Annotated in this window: 26 protein-coding genes; 19 read left to right on the plus strand and 7 right to left on the minus strand. The window is 63.5% G+C overall.

The window, feature by feature from the left end; genetic code table 11:
* Positions 1-26: 26 nt before the first annotated feature.
* From QCE63_RS32310 to QCE63_RS32355, 10 genes are all read left to right on the plus strand, one after another.
* A complete protein-coding gene (locus tag QCE63_RS32310; RefSeq protein WP_309838787.1) occupies positions 27-338 on the plus strand; it encodes a hypothetical protein in 312 nt (103 codons plus the stop codon).
* 72 nt (positions 339-410) lie between these two features.
* Positions 411-650 carry a hypothetical protein gene (locus QCE63_RS32315; protein WP_309838789.1) on the plus strand — a complete coding sequence of 80 codons (240 nt, stop codon included), beginning with the start codon at positions 411-413 and terminating at the stop codon, positions 648-650.
* Positions 647-832 (plus strand): hypothetical protein, encoded by a 186-nt coding sequence (locus tag QCE63_RS32320; RefSeq protein ID WP_309838791.1) that lies wholly within the window; start codon positions 647-649, stop codon positions 830-832. The genes QCE63_RS32315 and QCE63_RS32320 overlap by 4 nt, the downstream gene beginning before the upstream one ends.
* The gene (locus QCE63_RS32325) at positions 829-2,067 is read left to right on the plus strand and encodes a phosphoadenosine phosphosulfate reductase family protein (protein ID WP_309838793.1); all 1,239 of its coding nucleotides are present in this window, start codon (positions 829-831) and stop codon (positions 2,065-2,067) included. Before QCE63_RS32320 ends, QCE63_RS32325 begins: the two co-directional genes overlap by 4 nt.
* Positions 2,064-2,336: a hypothetical protein gene (locus tag QCE63_RS32330; protein WP_309838795.1), complete on the plus strand. Its 273-nt coding sequence runs from the start codon at positions 2,064-2,066 to the stop codon at positions 2,334-2,336. The genes QCE63_RS32325 and QCE63_RS32330 overlap by 4 nt, the downstream gene beginning before the upstream one ends.
* A gap of 37 nt (positions 2,337-2,373) precedes the next feature.
* Positions 2,374-3,375: a hypothetical protein gene (locus tag QCE63_RS32335; RefSeq protein WP_309838797.1), complete on the plus strand. Its 1,002-nt coding sequence runs from the start codon at positions 2,374-2,376 to the stop codon at positions 3,373-3,375.
* Entirely contained in the window at positions 3,359-3,784 is a 426-nt protein-coding gene (locus tag QCE63_RS32340) for an HNH endonuclease signature motif containing protein (protein ID WP_309838798.1), read from the plus strand. Before QCE63_RS32335 ends, QCE63_RS32340 begins: the two co-directional genes overlap by 17 nt.
* Positions 3,784-4,158 (plus strand): lipoprotein, encoded by a 375-nt coding sequence (locus tag QCE63_RS32345; RefSeq protein ID WP_309838800.1) that lies wholly within the window; start codon positions 3,784-3,786, stop codon positions 4,156-4,158. The genes QCE63_RS32340 and QCE63_RS32345 overlap by 1 nt, the downstream gene beginning before the upstream one ends.
* A 55-nt stretch (positions 4,159-4,213) precedes the next feature.
* A complete protein-coding gene (locus QCE63_RS32350) occupies positions 4,214-4,432 on the plus strand; it encodes a DUF4224 domain-containing protein (protein WP_309838801.1) in 219 nt (72 codons plus the stop codon).
* A complete protein-coding gene (locus QCE63_RS32355; protein ID WP_309838803.1) occupies positions 4,433-5,542 on the plus strand; it encodes a tyrosine-type recombinase/integrase in 1,110 nt (369 codons plus the stop codon).
* A 67-nt stretch (positions 5,543-5,609) separates the two neighbouring features.
* Here the strand turns inward: QCE63_RS32355 and QCE63_RS32360 are convergent, their stop codons facing one another.
* A complete protein-coding gene (locus tag QCE63_RS32360) occupies positions 5,610-7,136 on the minus strand; it encodes an AMP nucleosidase (protein WP_309838804.1) in 1,527 nt (508 codons plus the stop codon).
* Positions 7,137-7,355: 219 nt separating this feature from the next.
* On the opposite strand from QCE63_RS32360, the gene QCE63_RS32365 reads away from it, so the two are divergent.
* The 3 genes from QCE63_RS32365 to QCE63_RS32375 all read left to right on the plus strand — a co-directional run bounded on the left by QCE63_RS32365 (position 7,356) and on the right by QCE63_RS32375 (position 9,693).
* Positions 7,356-7,766, plus strand: a complete 411-nt coding sequence (locus QCE63_RS32365) for a hypothetical protein (protein ID WP_309838805.1) — start codon at positions 7,356-7,358, stop codon at positions 7,764-7,766.
* Between the two features lie 125 nt (positions 7,767-7,891).
* The gene (locus QCE63_RS32370) at positions 7,892-8,863 is read left to right on the plus strand and encodes a homoserine kinase (protein WP_309838807.1); all 972 of its coding nucleotides are present in this window, start codon (positions 7,892-7,894) and stop codon (positions 8,861-8,863) included.
* Between the two features lie 8 nt (positions 8,864-8,871).
* On the plus strand, positions 8,872-9,693 hold the full coding sequence (locus QCE63_RS32375) for a BPSS1780 family membrane protein (protein WP_309838809.1): 822 nt from the start codon (positions 8,872-8,874) through the stop codon (positions 9,691-9,693).
* A 111-nt stretch (positions 9,694-9,804) separates the two neighbouring features.
* On the opposite strand, the gene QCE63_RS32380 is transcribed toward QCE63_RS32375, so the two are convergent.
* Positions 9,805-9,978: a DUF3563 family protein gene (locus QCE63_RS32380; protein WP_309838811.1), complete on the minus strand. Its 174-nt coding sequence runs from the start codon at positions 9,976-9,978 to the stop codon at positions 9,805-9,807.
* A gap of 128 nt (positions 9,979-10,106) precedes the next feature.
* Entirely contained in the window at positions 10,107-11,273 is a 1,167-nt protein-coding gene (locus QCE63_RS32385; RefSeq protein WP_309838813.1) for a PHB depolymerase family esterase, read from the minus strand.
* Between the two features lie 322 nt (positions 11,274-11,595).
* Between QCE63_RS32385 and QCE63_RS32390 the strand changes: the two genes are divergently transcribed.
* Positions 11,596-12,282 carry a phosphatase PAP2 family protein gene (locus QCE63_RS32390; RefSeq protein WP_309838815.1) on the plus strand — a complete coding sequence of 229 codons (687 nt, stop codon included), beginning with the start codon at positions 11,596-11,598 and terminating at the stop codon, positions 12,280-12,282.
* A 21-nt stretch (positions 12,283-12,303) separates the two neighbouring features.
* On the opposite strand, the gene QCE63_RS32395 is transcribed toward QCE63_RS32390, so the two are convergent.
* Both QCE63_RS32395 and QCE63_RS32400 read right to left on the minus strand, forming a co-directional pair.
* Positions 12,304-13,128, minus strand: coding sequence for a TOBE domain-containing protein (locus QCE63_RS32395; protein ID WP_309838817.1), 825 nt, complete (start codon positions 13,126-13,128; stop codon positions 12,304-12,306).
* A 56-nt stretch (positions 13,129-13,184) separates the two neighbouring features.
* Positions 13,185-14,669, minus strand: a complete 1,485-nt coding sequence (locus QCE63_RS32400; RefSeq protein WP_309838819.1) for a CHAD domain-containing protein — start codon at positions 14,667-14,669, stop codon at positions 13,185-13,187.
* A gap of 197 nt (positions 14,670-14,866) precedes the next feature.
* On the opposite strand from QCE63_RS32400, the gene QCE63_RS32405 reads away from it, so the two are divergent.
* Together QCE63_RS32405 and QCE63_RS32410 are read left to right on the plus strand one after the other, a co-directional pair.
* Positions 14,867-16,453, plus strand: coding sequence for an inorganic phosphate transporter (locus tag QCE63_RS32405; protein ID WP_309838821.1), 1,587 nt, complete (start codon positions 14,867-14,869; stop codon positions 16,451-16,453).
* A gap of 321 nt (positions 16,454-16,774) precedes the next feature.
* Positions 16,775-16,933, plus strand: a complete 159-nt coding sequence (locus QCE63_RS32410; RefSeq protein WP_309838823.1) for a DUF3309 family protein — start codon at positions 16,775-16,777, stop codon at positions 16,931-16,933.
* Positions 16,934-17,039: 106 nt separating this feature from the next.
* Here QCE63_RS32410 and QCE63_RS32415 read toward each other — a convergent pair whose 3' ends face one another.
* On the minus strand, positions 17,040-17,360 hold the full coding sequence (locus tag QCE63_RS32415) for a hypothetical protein (RefSeq protein ID WP_309838825.1): 321 nt from the start codon (positions 17,358-17,360) through the stop codon (positions 17,040-17,042).
* Complete coding sequence (locus QCE63_RS32420; protein ID WP_309838827.1) at positions 17,357-17,602, minus strand: hypothetical protein; 246 nt, start codon at positions 17,600-17,602, stop codon at positions 17,357-17,359. The genes QCE63_RS32415 and QCE63_RS32420 overlap by 4 nt, the downstream gene beginning before the upstream one ends.
* Positions 17,603-17,877: 275 nt before the next feature.
* Here QCE63_RS32420 and QCE63_RS32425 point away from each other — a divergent pair, with 275 nt between their 5' ends.
* The 3 genes from QCE63_RS32425 to QCE63_RS32435 all read left to right on the plus strand — a co-directional run bounded on the left by QCE63_RS32425 (position 17,878) and on the right by QCE63_RS32435 (position 19,412).
* On the plus strand, positions 17,878-18,150 hold the full coding sequence (locus QCE63_RS32425) for a DUF2866 domain-containing protein (protein ID WP_309838829.1): 273 nt from the start codon (positions 17,878-17,880) through the stop codon (positions 18,148-18,150).
* Positions 18,151-18,243: 93 nt separating this feature from the next.
* The gene (locus QCE63_RS32430) at positions 18,244-18,681 is read left to right on the plus strand and encodes an MbcA/ParS/Xre antitoxin family protein (RefSeq protein WP_309838831.1); all 438 of its coding nucleotides are present in this window, start codon (positions 18,244-18,246) and stop codon (positions 18,679-18,681) included.
* Positions 18,681-19,412, plus strand: coding sequence for an RES family NAD+ phosphorylase (locus tag QCE63_RS32435; RefSeq protein ID WP_309838833.1), 732 nt, complete (start codon positions 18,681-18,683; stop codon positions 19,410-19,412). The genes QCE63_RS32430 and QCE63_RS32435 overlap by 1 nt, the downstream gene beginning before the upstream one ends.
* Positions 19,413-19,430: the final 18 nt, after the last annotated feature.

A 19,430-nucleotide genomic window follows, 5' to 3' on the forward strand; every position in this document is an offset into this window, starting at 1 on the left:
GCGCCGGACCTAGATACGAGGAAGAAATGAGCGAGAAGACGGCCTCAACGAAGAACAAAGAGCAGATCTACGACGAACAGATCTCGCCGCTGATGGTTCAGATCATCGCGATCTGCAAAGAACACAACATCGCGCACCTCATGTCGTTTTCGATTCCGACCGACGAGGATCCGGATCTCGCAGTGACGACGGTGCGCCTGACGTCAGAGTGCAATCCTCCCGAGGAACTCAGGAACGCGCTGCGTGCTATCCGTCCGGATCTCTTGCCCGCGGCCCCAATGATGATTCGAACCGATCACGGCGACGGGTCGACAACCATGACCTCCATCATTGGATAACCCCACCGCGCGCTCCCCGACTCCCTCGAAGCGCGCGAAACAAAGAATGAGGACAGCATGAACTGCACTTGCATGAACGATCTGGAAAAGAAGCTCGCGGAGAAGTACACGGCGGATCTTGGCAAGCCAGCAGAGGCGAAGTGCGAAGGCGTCGCGATCGTCTTCGGACGGTCCGTGTCAGCGATGCACCGGACGCCGTTCCGCATCAAGGCCGACGTGCCCGGCTATCGAAAAGGCAAGGAGGTTTCATTCTTCGCCAGCTTCTGCCCGTTCTGCGGGAGGTCGACAAAGAATGAAGAAACGCCAGCATGATCCGCACGCTCCACACCTTCCGCACGCTGCTCGAAGCACTCGACGCGCTCGGGAAGGCCAAGAGATCCACTGACGCGCTTTTGCACCGCGCTTGCTCGGCATTCGTGGCGATGGTCGCGGAGATGACCAATCAGCGCGTGACGATCACGATCGGCGAAACACCTATTGCGAGAGATAGATGAGCCTGCAACTTCAGACGGACATTTTCGCCGAAGGCGCGCAACGCCTGCAGATGACCGAGTCGATCGAGCTGACGACCCAGTCGTTGCAGGCCTACGGCCCGGATCACGAGCACTGGGGCATCGCTTGGTCCGGCGGGAAGGACAGCACCGCGACGCTCACGCTCATCTGCTGGCTGCTCGACACCGGCAAGATCGCGCGCCCGAAGACACTGGCCGTGTTCTACGCCGACACCCGGCAAGAACTCACGCCGCTCGCGATCTCGGCCGAGCGGATCATGGACGAGCTGCGCGAGCGCGGCATCACGATCGAGGTCGTGCGCGCGCCGATGGACAAGCGCTTCATGGTCTACATCCTCGGTCGCGGCGTGCCGCCGCCGAACAACAACACGCTGCGCTGGTGTACCCGGCAGATCAAGATCGACCCGATGGAGGAAGCGCTGCGTCAGCGCCTCGACGGTATCGGCGGCAACATCCTGATGATCACTGGCGTACGTCAGGGAGAAAGCGCGATCCGCGACCGCCGCATCGAGATGAGCTGCGGGAAGGACGGCGCCGAGTGCGGTCAGGGTTGGTATCAGCAGGTGCTGCCGAACGCGCGCGGTTTGAAGGGGCGACTCGCGACGCTCGCGCCGCTGCTTCACTGGCGCGTCTGCCACGTCTGGGAATGGCTGCGCCACTGGGCACCGGCCGAAGAGTTCGGCGACTGGTCGACGCGCGCGATCGCGGACGCATACGGCGGTGACGAGGCGGAAGAGCTGAACGCACGAACCGGCTGCATCGGCTGCCCGCTCGCCCAGGAAGAAAAGGCGCTGGAAACCGTTTTGCGGAACCCGCAATGGGCGTATCTCGCGCCACTGCGGGGCATCAAGCCGCTCTGGCGCGAACTGCGCGAGCCGCAGCATAGACTACGCAAGCCCGGCCTCGAACTTCTGAAAGACGGCTCGTTCGCAAAGAATCCGCAGCGCCTCGGGCCGCTGACGTTCGAAGCCCGGCTGATGGGCCTCGATCGCATCCTGTCGATTCAGGACGAATGCAACCGCGCAGCGCGCGCCGCCGGCCGGCCGCTCATCAACCTGATCGACGACGAGGAAGAGGCGCGAATCCGCGAGCTGATCGCGGCGGAGACGTGGCCGCAAGGCTGGGAAGGCGACGAGCCGACCGGCGACGTGATTCTCGACGTCGTCTATGCCAACGGCGCCGTGCAGCCGCGGCTCTTCAGCGAGGAGGACGCGTGAACGCACCCACAACTCAGCGAGAGCTTCAGCTTTTGCTCGACGGCGGCTTTGACCCCGTCGCCTACTGGGCGGACAAGCCCTTTAAGAAGTGGGTCGTCGACGTCGGCTTCTGGAATGGCAGTCGATGGAAAGGCGAGACGGTGCTTGTGCGTGCGTCGTCGCGCGACGGCGCCGAGCGCACCGCGATCGCCAACGTCCGCCGCGCGAAGAGCGCGAAAGCCCACGCCAGACTCGCAACGCCGCGTGATCTCGGCTGTGTACCCGCCTGACCCGCTGTCTCGACGCAGCGACAACGAGGGGATTGAGATGAAACTGACTGACGTTCAAATTGTTGAGTGCCTGGATGCGGCTGATAAATCACTCAAGGGGAAAGTATTCGAAACTCCGGGTTTCCGAGATATTGCGTGGACCCGCGCGCTTCTCTCCTCCGCGCTTGCCGCAGAAGGCGGAGAGGTTTGCGGAAACTGCAACGGTACGGGCCGGATGGTGCGCGATCCTGACATTGGAATGGATCAGGAATGTTTCTCTTGCGATGGCACAGGGAAGTTTGACGCCGCCCCTCAATCTCAAGTCGATAGCGGCATCATCGATTGCGGGGAGTGCGCCTGCCTTCCGGGCTTCTGCGACAAGCAGGGAGACGTGCGGAGCGTACTACGTTTGATCGTGAACAAGATCGATGAAGAAGGCCCGGCATCGCACGATTGGAAGGGTTTCAACCATCTGTGTGAATTAGCGAAAGAGTTGTTGGACGCCCCTCAATCTCAAGTCGATAGCGGGAGAATCGCCGTGACTTATGAGGAGGTTCGAGAGCGCATTGAACACCATACCGATTGCAATGGGCGCCTCGACGAGCACGGTCTCGCGATAGACCTCTCCACGATTACGGGCGTAGCCGCCCCTCAATCTCAAGGAGAGAAGGCGGTGGCGAGCGAGGATGCGCGGGATGCGGAGCGCCTCCGCGAGCTAACGAAGACGCTTTCGAACATCCTTCACGACTACACCACCGCCATGCAGGCAGCGCTGATCGAATGGAAGCACGGTAAGGGCGCGGACGCCGGCTTCGATTGGATCATCAACACGCTCGACGGCCCCGGACTTCTGCCTGATTTCGACGCCGAGCACGGGACGAACGCGCAATTCTGGTTCAGCGCGAACTGTGCAGATCCGATGCCGAAGTGCTTCTGCGGAAACCCTTCCAATACGCTCTGGATGGGTCAGGGCTTCTGCTGCAGAGAGCACTACGCCGAAGCCAAGGCGAAGTACGACGCCGCCACTGCCAAGGAGAAGCAGGATGGCCCGGCTGAATAAGGCGGACCGCGAGGCCGTGCGCGCCATGTTCGGCGGCCGGTGCGCGTACTGCGGCGCCGAGCTTGCCGAGCGCTGGCACGTTGACCATGTCGAGCCGTCGCTGCGCAAGCTGGAGATCGTCAAGACCGACCGCGGCGCCCGGTGGAGAGCCGGGCCGACCACGCGCCCCGATCGTGATGTGCTGACGAACTACATGCCCGCGTGCCCGCCCTGCAACATCGACAAGCACGCGATGTCGCTGGAGAACTGGCGCGGCAAGCTGCAGCGGACCATCCAGGTGCTGACGAACAACTCGCCCACCTTTCGGCACGCGCTCAGGTTCGGGATGCTCCACGTGCTGGAAGCGCCTGTCGTGTTCTATTTCGAGCGCTGCGCGGCACCGCGCACGCCGAGCCAAGGGGAAAACTGATGAAAAAATTGATTCTGGCCGCGTCCTGCATGGCCGTGCTCGCTGGCTGCAATGACGCAGACATCGCCTCGAGCAACCTGTCCAAGGCTGCCGACAACTTTCAGATCCAGCGCCGCATCGTGTTCTACAACACGCAGAGCGACACCATCATGCTGACCATCGAGGGGCTGTGCTCGCTGGGCAACCAGGACAAGTCCGGCGAACTGTCGGTCGTGTGCAAGACCGGCCCGACCCGCTTCCACAAGGAATTCCTCGGGCTGTCGCGCAACGTCACCTACGTTGTTCAGCAGCTCGAGGACGCGTCGGTCAGCGACTACCACTACAAGGTGGTCTGGAAGCCCGCCGTGCTCGTGCCGAACATCGAGATCAAATGACAGCAGAGTGCATCGAAGAATTCATGCGCTTAACGCGCGAAGCCTGGGGACTGGAATGGAATCATTGACCCTGACCGAACAGGAGATCGTCGAGGCGACCGGGTACCGGCAGCCGATTCGACAGATGGAAGCACTCGCGCGGGCCGGTATCCCGGCAGACAGACGACCCGATGGCAGCGTGCGAGTCTGGCGTCACCACATCACCGGCGCCGCGCCCAAGAATGAACGCTCCCGGCGCCGCCCGCAGCTCACATCGGACATGAAGGCGGCGTAAATGATCGGGAGAAGAAAGAAGCCATCGCATCTGCCCGCGCGCGTGTACGAGAAGCACGGCTCGTGGTGGTTCGTCGATCAGCAGAGGAAATGGCACAAGCTGTGCCGCCTCGACGAGGGCATCACGCGTCTGTATGAACGGCTTGCCGACTTCACGAGGGTCGGAGATCAGTTGCGCTCGAGCACCGGCACGATGCCGGCACTCATTGACGACTGGATCATGACGAAGCTGTCGGCGTACTCACCGAAGACGAAAGGCCAATACGTGCGCATGGCCGCGTTCATCAAACAGGAATTTGGTCCGCAGTGGATGATTGAAGACGTGCGGCCTGCTGACGTTGCGCGCTTTCTCGACAAGCATTTCTCCGGGAAGGCGAACACGAGCAACAAGTACAAGGCCCTGTTCTCGCTGATCTTCGCACACGCGATACGGAAGGGATTGCGAGATCGCAACCCGGCCCGAGAGGTCGAAGGCGCCAAAGAGAAAAAGCGTGATCGCTACATCACGGATGCCGAGCTCGACGCTATCCGCGCAGCCGCGCTCGTCGATAACCACGGGCGGCCGGCAGTTTCTGGACGCGCGCTTGTCTGTTTGGTGGATCTCGCCTATCAGACGGCACAGCGCTTCGGCGACCTTCTCGCGCTGAACTGGCAAGACGTGACGGACGAAGGTATCTACTTCCATCCGAGCAAGACCGTCAACAGCAGCGGCGTGCGCCTCTTGATCGAGATGACACCCGATCTTCGGACAACATTGGAAGGCGCCAAGCGCGGGAAGATCAAGGCGATTGGACCGGTTATCTGCACGAGCACGGGCGGACGCTATACGTACATCGGCGCCCAATCAGCGTGGCGGCGTGCCGTCGCGCGCGCACGCGAAGAGTACGAGAAGCTGTGCAGCGAAACAGGCGCCCAGCCAGAACCTCGCTTCCTTAAGGGAATGCATTTTCACGATCTGCGCGCCAAGGCGCTCACCGACAAACGGCGGCTCGAAGGTGCTGACGCGGCGCAGGCGCTGGCCGGTCACACCACTGCTCAAATGACCGCGCACTATACGAAAGCGCGCGAGGTTGAGAGGGTATCGCCAGTGCCGATGAAGCGTGCAAGTTAGACACCCCTGCCCAAGTTAGACAGGGATGGAAACAGCCACGCGCCAAGATCAACACAGCCGGGCCTCCTCACTGGAACGCCACTTCGGCGAAGCTGCGCAGCTTGCGGCTGTGCAGTTGCGACAGCCCGTTCATGCGCAGCAACTCCATCGCCTTCACGCCGATCTGCAAATGCTGATCCACCTGCGCGCGATAGAACTGGTCGGCCATGCCGGGCAGCTTCAGTTCGCCATGCAGCGGCTTGTCCGACACGCATAGCAACGTCCCGTACGGCACGCGGAAGCGGAAGCCGTTGGCGGCGATCGTTGCGCTTTCCATGTCGAGCGCAACTGCCCGGCTCTGCGACAGCCGCCGCACCGGCTCGCGATGATCGCGCAGTTCCCAGTTGCGGTTATCCACGCTCGCCACCGTGCCCGTGCGCATCACGCGCTTCAAGTCGGTGCCTTCGAGCCGCGTCACCTGCGCAACCGCCTTCTCCAGCGCCACCTGCACTTCCGCCAGCGCCGGCACCGGCACCCACAGCGGCAGATCGTCATCGAGCACGTGATCTTCGCGCACGTAACCGTGGGCGAGCACGTAGTCGCCGAGCCGCTGTGTATTGCGCAGCCCCGCGCAATGTCCAAGCATGATCCACGCATGCGGGCGCAGCACCGCGATATGGTCCGTGATCGTCTTCGCGTTCGACGGCCCCACGCCGATGTTCACCATCGTGATGCCGCTGCCGTCCGCGCGCTTCAGGTGATACGCGGGCATCTGCGGCAGGCGCGCGGGCGACGTGCCCTCTTCGGGCTGTTCGCCGAGGTTCGAGTTATACGTGACCACGTCGCCGGGTTCGACGAACGATGAGTACTCGCTGCGATAGGCGCGCGTGGCTTCGTCGTCGGCACGCGACATCATCGTGCGGCCGAGCTTCACGAATTCGTCGATATAGAACTGGTAGTTCGTGTACAGCACGTAGTTCTGGAAATGCGTCGGCGAAGTCGCGGTGTAGTGGCGCAGCCGATGCAGCGAGAAGTCCACGCGCGCCGCCGTGAACAACGCGAGCGGATGTGGCTCGCCAGGTCCCGGCTCGAAGGTGCCGTTGACGATGCGGTCGTCAAGCAGCGCGAGGTCCGGCGTGTCGAAGATGTTGCGCATCGCGAGCAGGCGGTCGCGATCCAGGTCGCCCTCGAGATGAATGCCTTCCGCGAACGCGAAGTGAATCGGGATGGGTTGCGCCGACACGCCCACTTCGATGCCCACATGATGATTCTTCGCGAGCAGGCGCAACTGCTCGCGGTAATAATCGCCGAACAGGTCGGGGCGCGTGAGCGTCGTTTCATAGATACCCGGACCGGCGACGAAACCATACGAGCGGCGTGAATCGATCTGCGTGTTCAACTCGGTCCGCACGCGCACGAACGGATAGCACGCGCGCACGCGATGCGTGAACTGCTCGTTACGCCGGTAGCGCGCGAATGCATCGCGCAGGAATGCGGTGTTGGCTTCATAGATCGCGGAAAGCCGCGTGACGGCCGCGACGGGATCTTCGAAAGATTCGGTCGGGAAGTCGTTGGCAGGCGTGCCCTGGGTGCTTTGAGTCCGGTCGTTTGTCATGATCTTGTGTCTTTTTTTCGATGCCCTCGATGAATCGACATTAACACGGAAGAATGCCCGATCCATGAAGCCCCTGATCGCGTGAGTGCGTGCGATCACATCGCACCACAGTGTTTTTTCGGCGCCACGTCGAAACGCTGAAAACCGGCGCACAATAAGGCGTTCCACTGATTCGGCAAGGCTTTTTGCTAGAATTCGGCCATCGCCTGGAGAACCATCATGAAGCTGCACCTTTGCGCCGCCGTCGCGGCAGTCCTCGCCGCCGCAAGCCTCGGCGCAGTTGCGCAGCCAGCGCCGCAAGCCGCTCAGATCGAGCCGCAACCCGCTACACAGAAAATGTCGCCGGAAGAAGCAGCAGGGCTTCCGGACCTGAAGTCCATCAACCGGCCGCCGGCCAACGTCAGCTCGAAAGTCGAAATCTCGCCGCCGCGCACGCCCAGCTTTCACGAACTGAGCACCAACGGCACTGAAATCACCGAATTCCGCGACAAGGGCAAGCCTGTCGAGATCGACGTGCGCTCCAACTTCGGGACGCGCTATCAGATGAGCTCGCCCGCCGATACCTCGCCGCAAGTGCGCGACAACGGCAAGGCCAGCACCCGCCTGCCGTCGATCAACCTGCGTTACTGATCCTTCCTGATCACGCCGGACTCGCTGCGAAAGCGGGTCGCGGCCTCGCGGCGCGGCGTCCGACAGGCCGCGCCGATCTTCACAGGCCCGCTCCGGGCCGTCCAACCTGACCGACGCTTCCCTGCATGGCCGTCTTTACCCCCGTCACCCACGCCGAGCTCGGCGACTGGCTGCAAGACTACGATCTCGGCGATGTCGTCGAATTGCGCGGCATTGAGTCCGGTATCGAAAACAGTAACTTCTTTCTCACGACCGCGCGCGGCGAATACGTGCTGACGATCTTCGAGAATCTGAGCGCCACGCAGTTGCCGTTCTATCTCGATTTGATGCGCCATCTGGCCTCGCATCGCGTGCCGGTGCCCGATCCGATGCCGCGCCGTGACGGCACGCTGTTCGGCATGCTGCATGGCAAGCCCGCTTCGGTGGTCACGAAACTGGAAGGCGCGCCCGAACTCGCGCCGACGCCGGCGCATTGCATCGAGGTCGGGCAGATGCTCGCGCGTCTGCATCTTGCCGGACGCGATTTCCCGCAGCATCAGCCGAATCTGCGCAGCCTGTCGTGGTGGCAGGAGAAGGCGCCGTCGATCGTCGAATTCCTGAGCCATGAGCAGCGCGAGCTGTTCGAGGGCGAGCTGGCTTGGCAAGCGGCGTTCTTCGGCTCGGCCGATTACGCTGGACTGCCCGAAGGCCCGTGTCATTGCGACCTGTTCCGCGACAACGTGCTGTTCGCGCCCGGGCTCGAACACGCGCGCCTCGGCGGTTTCTTCGACTTCTATTTTGCGGGCGTCGACAAATGGCTGTTCGACGTTGCCGTGACCGTCAACGACTGGTGTACGGATCTCGCGACGGGCGCGCTGGATGCCGCGCGGGTCGATGCGTTGCTGCGCGCGTACCAGACCGTGCGGCCGTTCACGCCCGCCGAAGAACGTCACTGGAACGACATGCTGCGCGCCGGCGCGATGCGCTTCTGGGTATCGCGGCTGCATGATTTTCATCGGCCGCGCGAAGCGCAAATGCTGAACGCCCACGATCCGGGTCATTTCGAACGCATCCTGCGGGCGCGCGTCCAAGCTGCTGCCCCATCCGCACAAGGCTGATTCTCTCTATGCGACTGATCGAAGTTCCGGCCAAGACTGGCTACGTGTGGTTCCGCCAGGGTCTCTGGCTGTTTCGCCGCAACCCTTTTGCGTTTCTCACGGTGTTCTTCGCGTATTTGTTCGTGATGACGCTGATCTCGCGCGTGCCGCTGATCGGACCGGTGCTGCCGCTCCTGTTCATTCCGGGCGTGGCGGTTGGTTTCATGGCGGCGTGCCGCAACACGATTGCCGGCAAACCCGTCTGGCCGACGGTGCTCGTCGACGGCTTCCGATCTTATGGGAGCGTCGTCGCGCGCAGGCTGCTCGCGCTCGGCGCGTTGTATGTAGTGGCGATGGCCGTGATCTTCGCGGTATCGGCGCTCGTGGACGGCGGCACGCTGCTGAACCTCATGATGGGCGACGCGCCCGCGGGCGATCCTGAAACCGTCGCGGCGAGCTTCAGTCCGCTGGCGGTGCTCGTCGCGCTGGCGTGCTACATCCCCTTCGCGATGCTGTTCTGGTTCGCGCCGATTCTCGTCGCATGGCACGACGTGCCGCCTGCGAAGGCGTTGTTCTTCAGCCTGGTCTCGTGCTGGCGCAACCGTGGCGCGTTCGTGTACTACGGCGTGTTGTGGATTGCGATTGCGCTTACGGTGTCGTTCGGCCTCACCGCGTTGATGCAGGCGCTCGGCGCCGGACAGGAAATGGCCTTGGCAGTGCTGATGCCGGCGTCGATACTCGTCACTACCGCGCTGTATTGCTCGTTCTATGCCACGTATCGCGGCTGCTTCGGCGTGCAGTCGCCGGATACGCCGGATATCCCGGACGCCTCCGATACCCCGAAGGTCTAGAACACCACGCGCGAGGATTCGAGACAAAAAGAAGCCGGCTCAAGCAATTGAGCCGGCTTCTTGGTTTGTTGCTGCCGGATGACGATCCGGCAAACGACTCAAGTCAGAGACTTAGTTCGCCATCCACGACGGATGACGCGCCTTGACTCGCTGATCCAGCTTCTTCATACGATATTCGAGATCGTAAACGTCCGTGGCTTCGGCGAGATAGGCGTCGTCGCGCTCGCGGTCACGCTGGTCGGCGGACTTGGTCAGGAACAGGAAAATACGGCTGAGCAGGAACATGGTGGGCCTCGCTGGGATACTAGGGTTACTACCTATGAAGCGATTATAGGGTAATCCCTGATCCAGCGCCAGCCCTGAACAAAATAAATCGCTGATCTAAAACACAATTTTGCGACACTTCGAGGCTGTCAGGCCACGCGGGCCTTGCTGGCGGCCTCGCCGGCGCGCCGCTGGTGCTTGAAAAATTCCCACATGACGGCTGAGGACTCCGGCCCCTTTGACGAATGGAAGGCCACCGTGTCGTCGCCGCCTGCCCATGCATGGCCGAGTCCGCGCACGATCGACGTCTTCACGACCCGCCGGCCGTTCTTGATGTAGTCGCTGACCACGCCGTCGGCGAGCTTCTCCTCGCGGACTTCGCCCGCGCGGCGATTGCCTTCCGCGTCGATGAAACCGTTGAGCCGCAGGAACTGCCGGGTCAACTGCTCGGCATTCGCGGCCGTGACGACGGAATCCAGCTCGCCATGCACGATGATCGCCGGCATGCCGGGGTAATCGCGAACGTCGACGGCGGCATCGATCAAGGCGACCGGGTCCGTGCGGCTGCCGCGGCGCATGACATCCATCGCGCCGATGGCCGAATGCGCCTCGCCGAACACGACGCCGGAATGCAGCCCGACCGCCGCGAACGTCTGCGGATGGCGGATCGCGAGCAGCGCGGCAAGCCCCGCCCCGGCCGACATCCCGGCAACGTAGACGCGCTCTTCGTCGAGATCGTGTTCCAAGACGATCGCCTTGACGAGCGAGATCACGGAAGCCGCCTCGCCGCCCCCGCCGCCGCCCGAGTCGTCGTACCAGTGCCAGCAGCGATGCGCATGCTCGTGCTTGGATTGCTCCGGATACAGCACCGCGAAGCGGTATTTGTCGGCGAGTAGATTGATGCGCGTGCCTTGAGCGAACTCGTCCGCGTTCTGCTGGCAGCCGTGCAGCATGACGACGAGCGGCAAAGGCTCAGCGCTTTCGTTCGGCGGCAGATACAGCGCGTACGACAGATGATTCACAAGACGACCGGCCGAAGTCGGCGGCGCTGAGTGATAGGAGCGCGCCCACTTTCCGCGCGCCCAGGCCGACGCGCGCGGGCGCACCCGCGACTCACGTGCGGCCGGCCGCGCGCCGGTGCGCGGCGACGACGCCTTGGCGCTCGCGCCGGACTGGAGTTTCGTCTTGACGGTTTTCGCCCGCGTGGGCTTGGCCTTGGGCTTGACCCGAGGCTTGGGCGCGTGAACCGCTTCCGCATGACTGGCGACCAGGCGTCTCAAGCCGCGCAGCCAGAGCTTGGTAAGGCTTTTCGACATTCGGCTGGATCCTTTGCAAACTGGCAATTGAACGGCGCAAGCAGAAATTCCACGCCGGGTTGTGCAATGCACAATAACATCTTTTGCTCGGGCGAACGCTCGTCCTTGCGTGACATACCGGGACGAATTAACAGCAATTCAACAAAATAGCGAAAATTAAACGAAAGTTACGCGATGTAACGGGCCGACTAGTCTCGCGTTGGCACATAATTGCGCGTGACGGCAGACCGTTATACTGCTGAAGAATGGCCTGCCAACTTACGTCCTGACAGTGCAAGCCGTCGGCTACCGCGCTGCAGCAACCCCTATTCCCAAGCCATCAATGACCCTGGAGCTTCCCGTTTCCGTCTGGTACTGGATCACCGCGCTCGGCAGCGTCGGCGTGATGGGCCCGGTCGCGCTCATCATTGCCGCGTGGCTCGCGCTCGGCTATCGCTGGACCTACGCGGGCGCATGGCTCGCGCTGCTCGGCGTGGCAAGCGGCCTCGTCGCGTTGAGCAAGATTGCGTTCATCGGCTGGGGAATCGGCATGCGCAATCTCGACTTCACCGGCATCAGCGGACATGCGCTCATGTCCACGTCGGTGCTGCCGGTGGCCGTTTTCGTCGCGCTGCTGCCCGCGCGGGGTCCGCTGCGGGCGCTCGGCGTCGCCGCCGGATTGCTGCTGGGGCTGGCCGTGGGCGCATCGCGCGTGGTGCTCGATGCCCATTCGGTGTCGGAGGTGGTCGCGGGTTGCGCGCTCGGCGCCGTAGTCGCGCTGGCCTTCGTGCGCTTCGCGTGGCGCACCGAGCCCGGGAAGCTGGCGCCGATGCCCGTGGCCGCGAGTTTCGCCGCGGTCGTCATCGTGTTGCACGGCGTGCCGGTGCCGACGCAGCACTGGATCACCGAAATTGCCTTGGGTTTGTCAGGCCATGCAAGGCCCTATGTGCGAGCCAGCTGGAAGGTCAAAGGCCTGCGCGCGCCGGAGCATCGCACGGAGGTTCCGGCGGCGGACCCAAACGCCGCCTGAGGCTCAGCCGAAAGAAGAAGCTCAGTCGTTCACGCCGATGATCACGCTCGACGCCTTGATCACCGCCACCGCCTTCTGACCTTGTGCGAGTCCGAGCGTGTCGGCGCTCTGGTTGGTGATGATCGCCGTGACGGTGGTGCCGCCGTCGAGCGTGAGCGACACTTCCGCGTTCACCGCGCCTTTCGTCACGCTGCTGACGGTGCCGCGCAACTGATTCCGGGCCGAAAGCTTCGCGCTCGTGTCTTCCATCAGCATGACCCACGATGCCTTGATCAGCGCGAAGGCGTCGCTGCCTTCCTTCAGGCCGAGCGCCTGCGTGCTTTCGTGCGTCACGACCGCGACGATGGTCTGGCCGCCCGACAGGCCGAGCTCGATTTCATCGTTGACGGCACCGCGCGTGACCTTGGTCACCTTGCCGGCGAGTTGATTGCGTGCGCTTGTTTTCATCCCCAGTCTCCCGATTAGTTGCCAGTCATGGGCAAAGCCGGCGATCGCCGCGCCCGCCCGTTGCAGAAATTTGCGATGCTCGCGCTCGACCACGCGATACGTCTCGATGAGCCGCAGCGCCGCCGGCGTGAGGGTCGTGCCGCCGCCGCCCCGGCCGCCGCTCGACGTGGTCACGAGCGGTTCGCCGGCGAGGTTGTTCATCGTATCGACGGCGTCCCACGCCGCCTTGTAGCTCATGCCGATCCGCTTGGCGGCGGCGGTGATCGATCCGGCGTCGCGAATCGCGGCGAGCAACGCAATGCGCGACGCGCCGCCGAGCGTTTCCGTCCCGTTCGTCAGCCACACGGAACCGCCGAGTTCCAGCGACTCGCGCTGTGCGAGCGGTTCGTCAGCCTTCATGCGTCGTCTCCAGAGGTCGCGCCGTTACTGAAACCGAAACAATCCGGCGTGCCGCATTATAGCGACGCCTTCAGCCGCGGACGACGCAGCGCGCGCAGCAAGCGCTCGCCTTCCTGCGCGTCGACGCGCGCTGCGGCTGCGCTCCACGCACGCGCGAAACCGCGCTGATAGTCGGTGGCTTCGGGCAGCGCGGCGAGCCGGTCGGCGGCGACGGCGGCATCGTTGGCCTCGCCCAGCGCGGACTGGAGTTGCCCCAACAGCGCACCGGCATGCTTGCGGGTTTGCGACGACAAGATCGAGCGGAAGAACTCCAGCGCGTAGCGCAGCCGTTTTGCGTGAATGCGCACGCGATGCCGCTCTTGCGCCGGAAGCCGGACGAGATCCGGCACGCCCGCCATACGGCGATAGTCCTTGCGGATCCGCCGCGCCGCGAACGCGATGAAACTCACCGGGGCGGCATCCTCTTGCACCGCGAAGCGCGCGAGCCATTCGATGAAGGCCAGCGCAAGCCGCGCATGCCGCTTCGACGCCAGCGCATCGCGCAGTCGTTCGCGTGCGTCCTGCCGCCGCGTGCGCGCCGCCGCGATGAGCGCTTGCCAGCGGGCGGCGTCATCGTCGGAAGCGGCGTAGGCCGGCAGCGTCTTGCCGACGAAGACGTCCCAGTCGCGCGCTTCGGCGAGCAGCCCGCCGAACCAGGCGAGATCAGGAGCAATGCGCGTGTGCCAGGTCTCGTCGATATCATCGCGAAACAGCTTCAACAGCGTCTTCAACCGCCGCTGCGCGACGCGCAACTGATGCACGTGCTCGTCGCCGAGACCGTGACGCGCAGCGGCTTCGTTGCCGAACCACTGCCCGGCCACCGACGCCGCCATCGCAACGAAGGCCGCTCGCCGCGTCGCCGAAGGAGGCACGTCGAGGCCGGTCGCGTGAACCGGATCGGTGTTAAAGGAGGAAGTCGCGCCGGACGCAATGACGAACGGCGTTGCGTCGATGACCGCGCCGGCGAGTCTGAACAGCGCATCCAGCGAACCGTCCACAGCGGGTGCGGCCAGACGCAGTTCCGGATGGCCGTCGGCGGCGGTGTCGAGCAGCGCGCGCAGGAACATGCCGTCCATGTCGATGCGCCATTCGATGCGCTCGATTTCACGACCGTCGCAGTCAGCCGGCAATGCCTGGGCCGCAAACCCGATCACACGATGCGCCTTCGCCAGCGGCGCGCGCAACGCGGCTTCGGCTTCGGCAAATTCGCGCAGCGATGCGCCGAGATCATCACCCGCCGGTCGCGCGAAGCTCCGATAGCGCGTGAAGCCGGGCAGCGCCGGTTCTTCCGTCTGGATCGCATGCAGCGTGCGCGCGCCGTCCCGCGTCTCGACCGTGAGCCGCCAGTCTGACGCTTTCAGCGGAATCTCGCGCACGTGGAGCAGCGCGCGCGCGGATGATTGCCCGGTGAATGCCGCAAGCCGCGCAAGCGCCGCTGTCAGCGCAGCCGTCCCGTCCCCTGGCTGGCCCGCCCGCAACGCGATTTCGATCCACATCGTCATGGTGTCTCCCGAGCGGGCTTGCGCCGCCGTTCAGATCATATGAATCCACGATTGATCCGCGATTGATGCGTGTTTCATGAAATCGACACATGGCGGGTGAAACATCACCGATTGTGCTTTGCAACGCACCCATCCGCCGTTTCCCTATTTGCCGCCCACTCGCGCCACGCGCGCAAGCCCAGCCTCAAGGACGCGACATGAATCAGGTTGTCTTTCCCCAATCCCAGGAAGGCCGCTCTCCCGGCCAGCGCTACGCCCTGCTGATCTTTCTGCTGGTGATCGCGGCAGGTGTCGTCTATTGCGTGATGCATCTGCTTGACGATCTCGCGCCGGTGCGGGAATCGTCAGTACTTCCGTATGTCCTGCTCGGCGTCGCGCTGCTGATCGCGCTCGGCTTTGAATTCGTCAATGGCTTCCATGACACGGCCAATGCCGTCGCCACCGTCATTTACACCCACTCGCTGACGCCCAATCTGGCCGTCGTCTGGTCCGGCATGTGGAACTTCATCGGCGTGCTGGTTTCGAGCGGCGCGGTGGCCTTCGGCATCCTGCAACTGCTGCCGGTCGAACTCATCATCGGCGTCGGCAGTTCTCAGGGCTTCGCCATGGTGTTCGCGCTGCTGATCGCCGCGATCATCTGGAACCTCGGCACCTGGGCGCTCGGCCTGCCGTCGTCGAGCTCGCATACGCTGATCGGTTCCGTGATCGGCGTCGGCCTGATGAACCAGATGCTGCATGGCACGAACGGCACGTCGGGCGTCGACTGGAGCCAGGCAGTGTCGGTCGGCAAGTCGCTGCTGTTTTCGCCGATCGTCGGCTTCGTGCTTGCGGGCTTCCTGCTGTACGTGCTGAAGCTCGTCGTGCGTGTGCCCGCGCTCTACAAGGAACCGGAAAAGAACGCGCCGCCGCCGTTCTGGATTCGCTGCCTGCTGATCCTGACCTGCACGGGCGTCTCGTTCGCGCACGGCTCCAACGACGGCCAGAAGGGCATGGGGCTCATCATGCTGATCCTCATCGGCACCGTGCCGACCGCCTATGCGCTCAACAAGGCCGTCACCGCCAACGAAACCCAGACCTTCCTCGCCGTCAGCCACAGTGCGTCCGAGGCGTTGCAGCGCTACAGCAACGGCGTCGCGCCCGCTGCCGACGCACGCGCCCAGGTTGAAAAGTTCGTCCAGACGAGGACCTTAGCACCGGATTCCGTGGCGTCGCTCAAAAGCCTCGTCGATTCGATCGAATCGCAGGTTCGCCCGAGTCAGACCATGGCTGAACTGCCGCAAGGCAACGTGCGCAACGTGCGCAACGAGATGTATGTGGCGTCCGAGGCGCTGCGCATCATGGAGAAGCAGAAGACGCCTACGTTCTCGCAACCCGACCTCGCGACCCTCGACAACTACAAGAAGCAGCTCGATCACGCGACCAAGTTCATTCCGACATGGGTGAAGGTGGCGGTCGCGGTGGCGCTGGGGCTTGGCACGATGGTCGGCTGGAAGCGCATCGTCGTGACGGTGGGCGAGCGTATCGGCAAGACGCATCTGACGTACGGACAGGGTGCATCGGCAGAACTCGTCGCGATGCTGACCATCGGCGCCGCCGATGTCTACGGCCTGCCGGTCAGCACGACGCACGTGCTTTCGTCGGGCATCGCCGGCACGATGGCCGCGAATGGCTCCGGCCTGCAATGGCGCACGGTGCGCAGTCTCGCGCTCGCATGGATTCTCACGCTGCCGGTCTCCATCGCACTCGCGGGCTTCCTGTTCTGGGCCTTCCGCAGCATCTTCTGAAGAGCCGCCTGAACGCCTGCACGGCGGGAGCGCGACGAACCGCGCTCCCGTCCGTTTGAAAGTTTTGCGTTTCCTCTATCGTTCGCTCGTCCTTTTGACAATCCGCCTGTACCGGCGTCTGCCTTGGGCAATGCCGAAGCCCTGTGGCGCTTGGGTTTCAGGTGACTGGCACAGCCATTGCTCTACTCTCCTCGTCGATCGCACCTCGGACCGGACGGCAGTCAAGTTCCGCCGCCCCGGCGCACTGTGCTGCAAGGCAGTTGGGAGGCCGCGCCGGGTGTCGATTCGTCAATCGCGATCAATTAACAAGGAGACGTCAAAATGACGATCGGAACCATCCTGCTGATCATCCTGATCCTGATTCTGGTCGGCGCCATTCCGTCCTGGCCGCATAGCCGCAGTTGGGGTTACGGGCCAAGCGGTATTGTCGGCGTCGTGTTGATCGTGGTGATCGTGCTCTTGCTGATGGGACGGCTGTGACGTCCCGCGCGCCCGTGCTGCACTGAACGGGTCGCGACTTGCGCAAACAGAAAGGGGCGCCCGACCGGGCGCCCCTTTCTGTTTTTTTCGAACCCGTCCGGCGTTGTCAGACGCGCATGACCTGCCCGTTCGGCTCAATCTTGCGCGGAATCATGGGTTCGGACTGCGGGTTGGACTGTTTTGGAGACGATGCCTTCGGCGGCGCCGCGACAGCGGGCGCTTCGATCGCAGCCTTATCGGCCACCTGTTTCACCGCCGGCGCGCTCTTGCGCTTTTTCTTCGCGGCGATCTGGCTGCCCGTGCGTGCCTTCGACTTGCCCTTCACGGCTTGCGCCTCGGGCGGATTCCAGACTTCCGTGTAACGCTCGGCGGCAAACAGCGACGACGAACCGAAGACCAGCAGAAGAATGAGCAATGCGCGCTTCAAAGGTTTCGCTCCAACGGTAGGTGGCCCGCTCTGCGCGAGAGGATGGCGTCGAGCGAGCGCTCGGAGGTGTCCAGTTCGTGTAACGCGGCGTCGAGTCGACCGATTGAACAGGCGGCGGACTGGCCGCCTGCTTCGAGACCGGGCTCGCCTCGCGTGGCGTCGAACGCTGCGTGGACGGCTCGCGTCGCGCGCATGAAACGTTCGAGTGCGGCGGCTTCGGGCGAATCGCTGGGTCGATTCATCAGCAAGCTCCTGTTACGAACAAGCTGTACGAATATACAGTAATCGACCGGCACGGCAAACCCGTCCAATCCGGCGTGGTGAAAATACCGCAACCCTCTTGACCCGCCCGCCAACGCCATTTTCCGCTGTCCCGGTGACATTTCGACGCGCTTCGCGACCCGCTATCTCGAAATTAAGTCGCGCTTAATTCTGTGTCGACACACTCCAAGCGCGATCCGGCTCCGCTGGCGCCGTCTGCACGACGGCCCGAGCCGCCCACGATGAGGAATGTGCCATGCCCGCCAACACCACTGCGCGCCCGTCTTTCGCCAATCTCGCTCCGACGCTGCGCAAGAAGCACGCACTCGCGTTGCGCCGCTGCCGCCTGTCCGCGCCGGTCGAGCCGCTGTTCGGACCGGCTTACCGGATGGTCGAATGGGAGGACAAGAACGATCCGCGCGTCCAGTGCCGCATCTTTCCCGCCGATTGCACGTCCAAGCAGATTGCCGAAGCCTTGAGAGCGCATGTGCCGGGGCGTCGCTATGGTTCCGGCGATGAAGACGCGTGATCCGTCACGCCGAGCCCGAAAGTTCATGCATCACTTGAATTAATCCATATATGGACTAATATAGTCATCAAGTTCTTTTGGAGACTTGATGACATGTCCCATGCCGCACGCGCCCATTCAGCGGCGACAGGCCACACGCCGCCGCCCCCGGCCCTGCATACAGGCGACCTTTCGGCTGCCGGCCTGCGTGCCTTTATCAACATTGCCCGGGACTGGTCGCTAACGGCCGAAGAGCAAATCGTCCTGCTCGGTTCGCCCGGGCGCTCCACCTATTTCAAATGGAAGAACGCGCCTGAATCAGCGCGGCTCGAACGCGACAAGCTCGAACGCCTGTCGCTCATTCTCGGCATCTACAAGGCGCTGCAAATCCTGCTGCCGGACCCCGGCGCCGCCGACACCTGGATCCGCCGCCCCAACACCGCGCCGCCCTTCGGCGGCAAGCCGGCGCTCGATCGCATGCTGGCCGGCAACATCAGCGACCTGCTCGCCGTCCGGCAATACCTCGATGCCATGCGAGGCGGATGGGCGTGATGGGCATCGACTTCGGCAAGAACCCGTCCGACTGGCGGGAACGCTGGCCGCATGGCCTGCTCGACTGGTCGCCTGCGTATCGCGTGATTCCCACTCGTTTTCCTGCTGTGAACCTGTTCGACCGCGTGGCGTCGCCGCACGATTTCGAAGCGTTGTACGCACTGGAGGCGATGACCAACGACCGCCTGCGGACCGAACTCGGCGAACTGGATCTCGTGCCGCACTACGAGCGCTGCTTCGGGCCGGGCAGTGGTCCGATCATGGCCGCGTTCACGCATCTGAATCCCAACGGCAGCCGCTTCTCCGACGGACACTATGGCGTGTTTTACTGCGCCCGCGACCGGCAGACGGCCATCGAGGAAACGCGTTATCACTCGAGCGCGTTCTTGCGCGCCACGAACGAAGCGCCACTGCGGCAGCAGATGCGCCTCTATTCGGTGACGGCTTACGGTGAAGTGGTCGATCTGCGCGGGGACGCCATTGCGCGGAATGGTCTGGATATGCGTCTGCTTGATCCCGTCGATTACAGTGCGGGCCGCGCGCTCGGCCGTGCGGCCCGGGCGGCAGGCGCGGCGGGGATTGCGTATCCGTCGGTGCGCGATCCGCAGGGCGAATGCCTCGCAGCCCTGCGCACGACGATGCTGCGCGACTGCCACCACGCGGCCTATCTCGAATACAACTGGAACGGCCACGCGATCGATTACGTGTTCGAGCTGAACCAGGTGGGCTGAACGCCCCGCTGTCAGTGC

Origin of the sequence: Caballeronia sp. LZ065 (assembly GCF_031450975.1) — a bacterium.
Classification (GTDB): Bacteria; Pseudomonadota; Gammaproteobacteria; order Burkholderiales; family Burkholderiaceae; genus Caballeronia.

Excerpts from the sequence above, each read along its gene's own strand:
- QCE63_RS32335 (WP_309838797.1), top strand. The coding sequence starts at position 2,374 with ATGAAACTGACTGACGTTCAAATTGTTGAGTGCCTGGATGCGGCTGAT.
- QCE63_RS32360 (WP_309838804.1), bottom strand. The coding sequence starts at position 7,136 with ATGACAAACGACCGGACTCAAAGCACCCAGGGCACGCCTGCCAACGAC.
- QCE63_RS32320 (WP_309838791.1), top strand. The coding sequence starts at position 647 with ATGATCCGCACGCTCCACACCTTCCGCACGCTGCTCGAAGCACTCGAC.
- QCE63_RS32395 (WP_309838817.1), bottom strand. The coding sequence starts at position 13,128 with ATGAAGGCTGACGAACCGCTCGCACAGCGCGAGTCGCTGGAACTCGGC.
- QCE63_RS32345 (WP_309838800.1), top strand. The coding sequence starts at position 3,784 with ATGAAAAAATTGATTCTGGCCGCGTCCTGCATGGCCGTGCTCGCTGGC.
- QCE63_RS32435 (WP_309838833.1), top strand. The coding sequence starts at position 18,681 with ATGGGCATCGACTTCGGCAAGAACCCGTCCGACTGGCGGGAACGCTGG.
- QCE63_RS32380 (WP_309838811.1), bottom strand. The coding sequence starts at position 9,978 with ATGTTCCTGCTCAGCCGTATTTTCCTGTTCCTGACCAAGTCCGCCGAC.
- QCE63_RS32350 (WP_309838801.1), top strand. The coding sequence starts at position 4,214 with ATGGAATCATTGACCCTGACCGAACAGGAGATCGTCGAGGCGACCGGG.
- QCE63_RS32315 (WP_309838789.1), top strand. The coding sequence starts at position 411 with ATGAACGATCTGGAAAAGAAGCTCGCGGAGAAGTACACGGCGGATCTT.
- QCE63_RS32410 (WP_309838823.1), top strand. The coding sequence starts at position 16,775 with ATGACGATCGGAACCATCCTGCTGATCATCCTGATCCTGATTCTGGTC.
- QCE63_RS32405 (WP_309838821.1), top strand. The coding sequence starts at position 14,867 with ATGAATCAGGTTGTCTTTCCCCAATCCCAGGAAGGCCGCTCTCCCGGC.
- QCE63_RS32400 (WP_309838819.1), bottom strand. The coding sequence starts at position 14,669 with ATGACGATGTGGATCGAAATCGCGTTGCGGGCGGGCCAGCCAGGGGAC.
- QCE63_RS32375 (WP_309838809.1), top strand. The coding sequence starts at position 8,872 with ATGCGACTGATCGAAGTTCCGGCCAAGACTGGCTACGTGTGGTTCCGC.
- QCE63_RS32310 (WP_309838787.1), top strand. The coding sequence starts at position 27 with ATGAGCGAGAAGACGGCCTCAACGAAGAACAAAGAGCAGATCTACGAC.
- QCE63_RS32325 (WP_309838793.1), top strand. The coding sequence starts at position 829 with ATGAGCCTGCAACTTCAGACGGACATTTTCGCCGAAGGCGCGCAACGC.
- QCE63_RS32385 (WP_309838813.1), bottom strand. The coding sequence starts at position 11,273 with ATGTCGAAAAGCCTTACCAAGCTCTGGCTGCGCGGCTTGAGACGCCTG.
- QCE63_RS32420 (WP_309838827.1), bottom strand. The coding sequence starts at position 17,602 with ATGAATCGACCCAGCGATTCGCCCGAAGCCGCCGCACTCGAACGTTTC.
- QCE63_RS32430 (WP_309838831.1), top strand. The coding sequence starts at position 18,244 with ATGTCCCATGCCGCACGCGCCCATTCAGCGGCGACAGGCCACACGCCG.
- QCE63_RS32390 (WP_309838815.1), top strand. The coding sequence starts at position 11,596 with ATGACCCTGGAGCTTCCCGTTTCCGTCTGGTACTGGATCACCGCGCTC.
- QCE63_RS32355 (WP_309838803.1), top strand. The coding sequence starts at position 4,433 with ATGATCGGGAGAAGAAAGAAGCCATCGCATCTGCCCGCGCGCGTGTAC.
- QCE63_RS32370 (WP_309838807.1), top strand. The coding sequence starts at position 7,892 with ATGGCCGTCTTTACCCCCGTCACCCACGCCGAGCTCGGCGACTGGCTG.
- QCE63_RS32365 (WP_309838805.1), top strand. The coding sequence starts at position 7,356 with ATGAAGCTGCACCTTTGCGCCGCCGTCGCGGCAGTCCTCGCCGCCGCA.
- QCE63_RS32425 (WP_309838829.1), top strand. The coding sequence starts at position 17,878 with ATGCCCGCCAACACCACTGCGCGCCCGTCTTTCGCCAATCTCGCTCCG.
- QCE63_RS32340 (WP_309838798.1), top strand. The coding sequence starts at position 3,359 with ATGGCCCGGCTGAATAAGGCGGACCGCGAGGCCGTGCGCGCCATGTTC.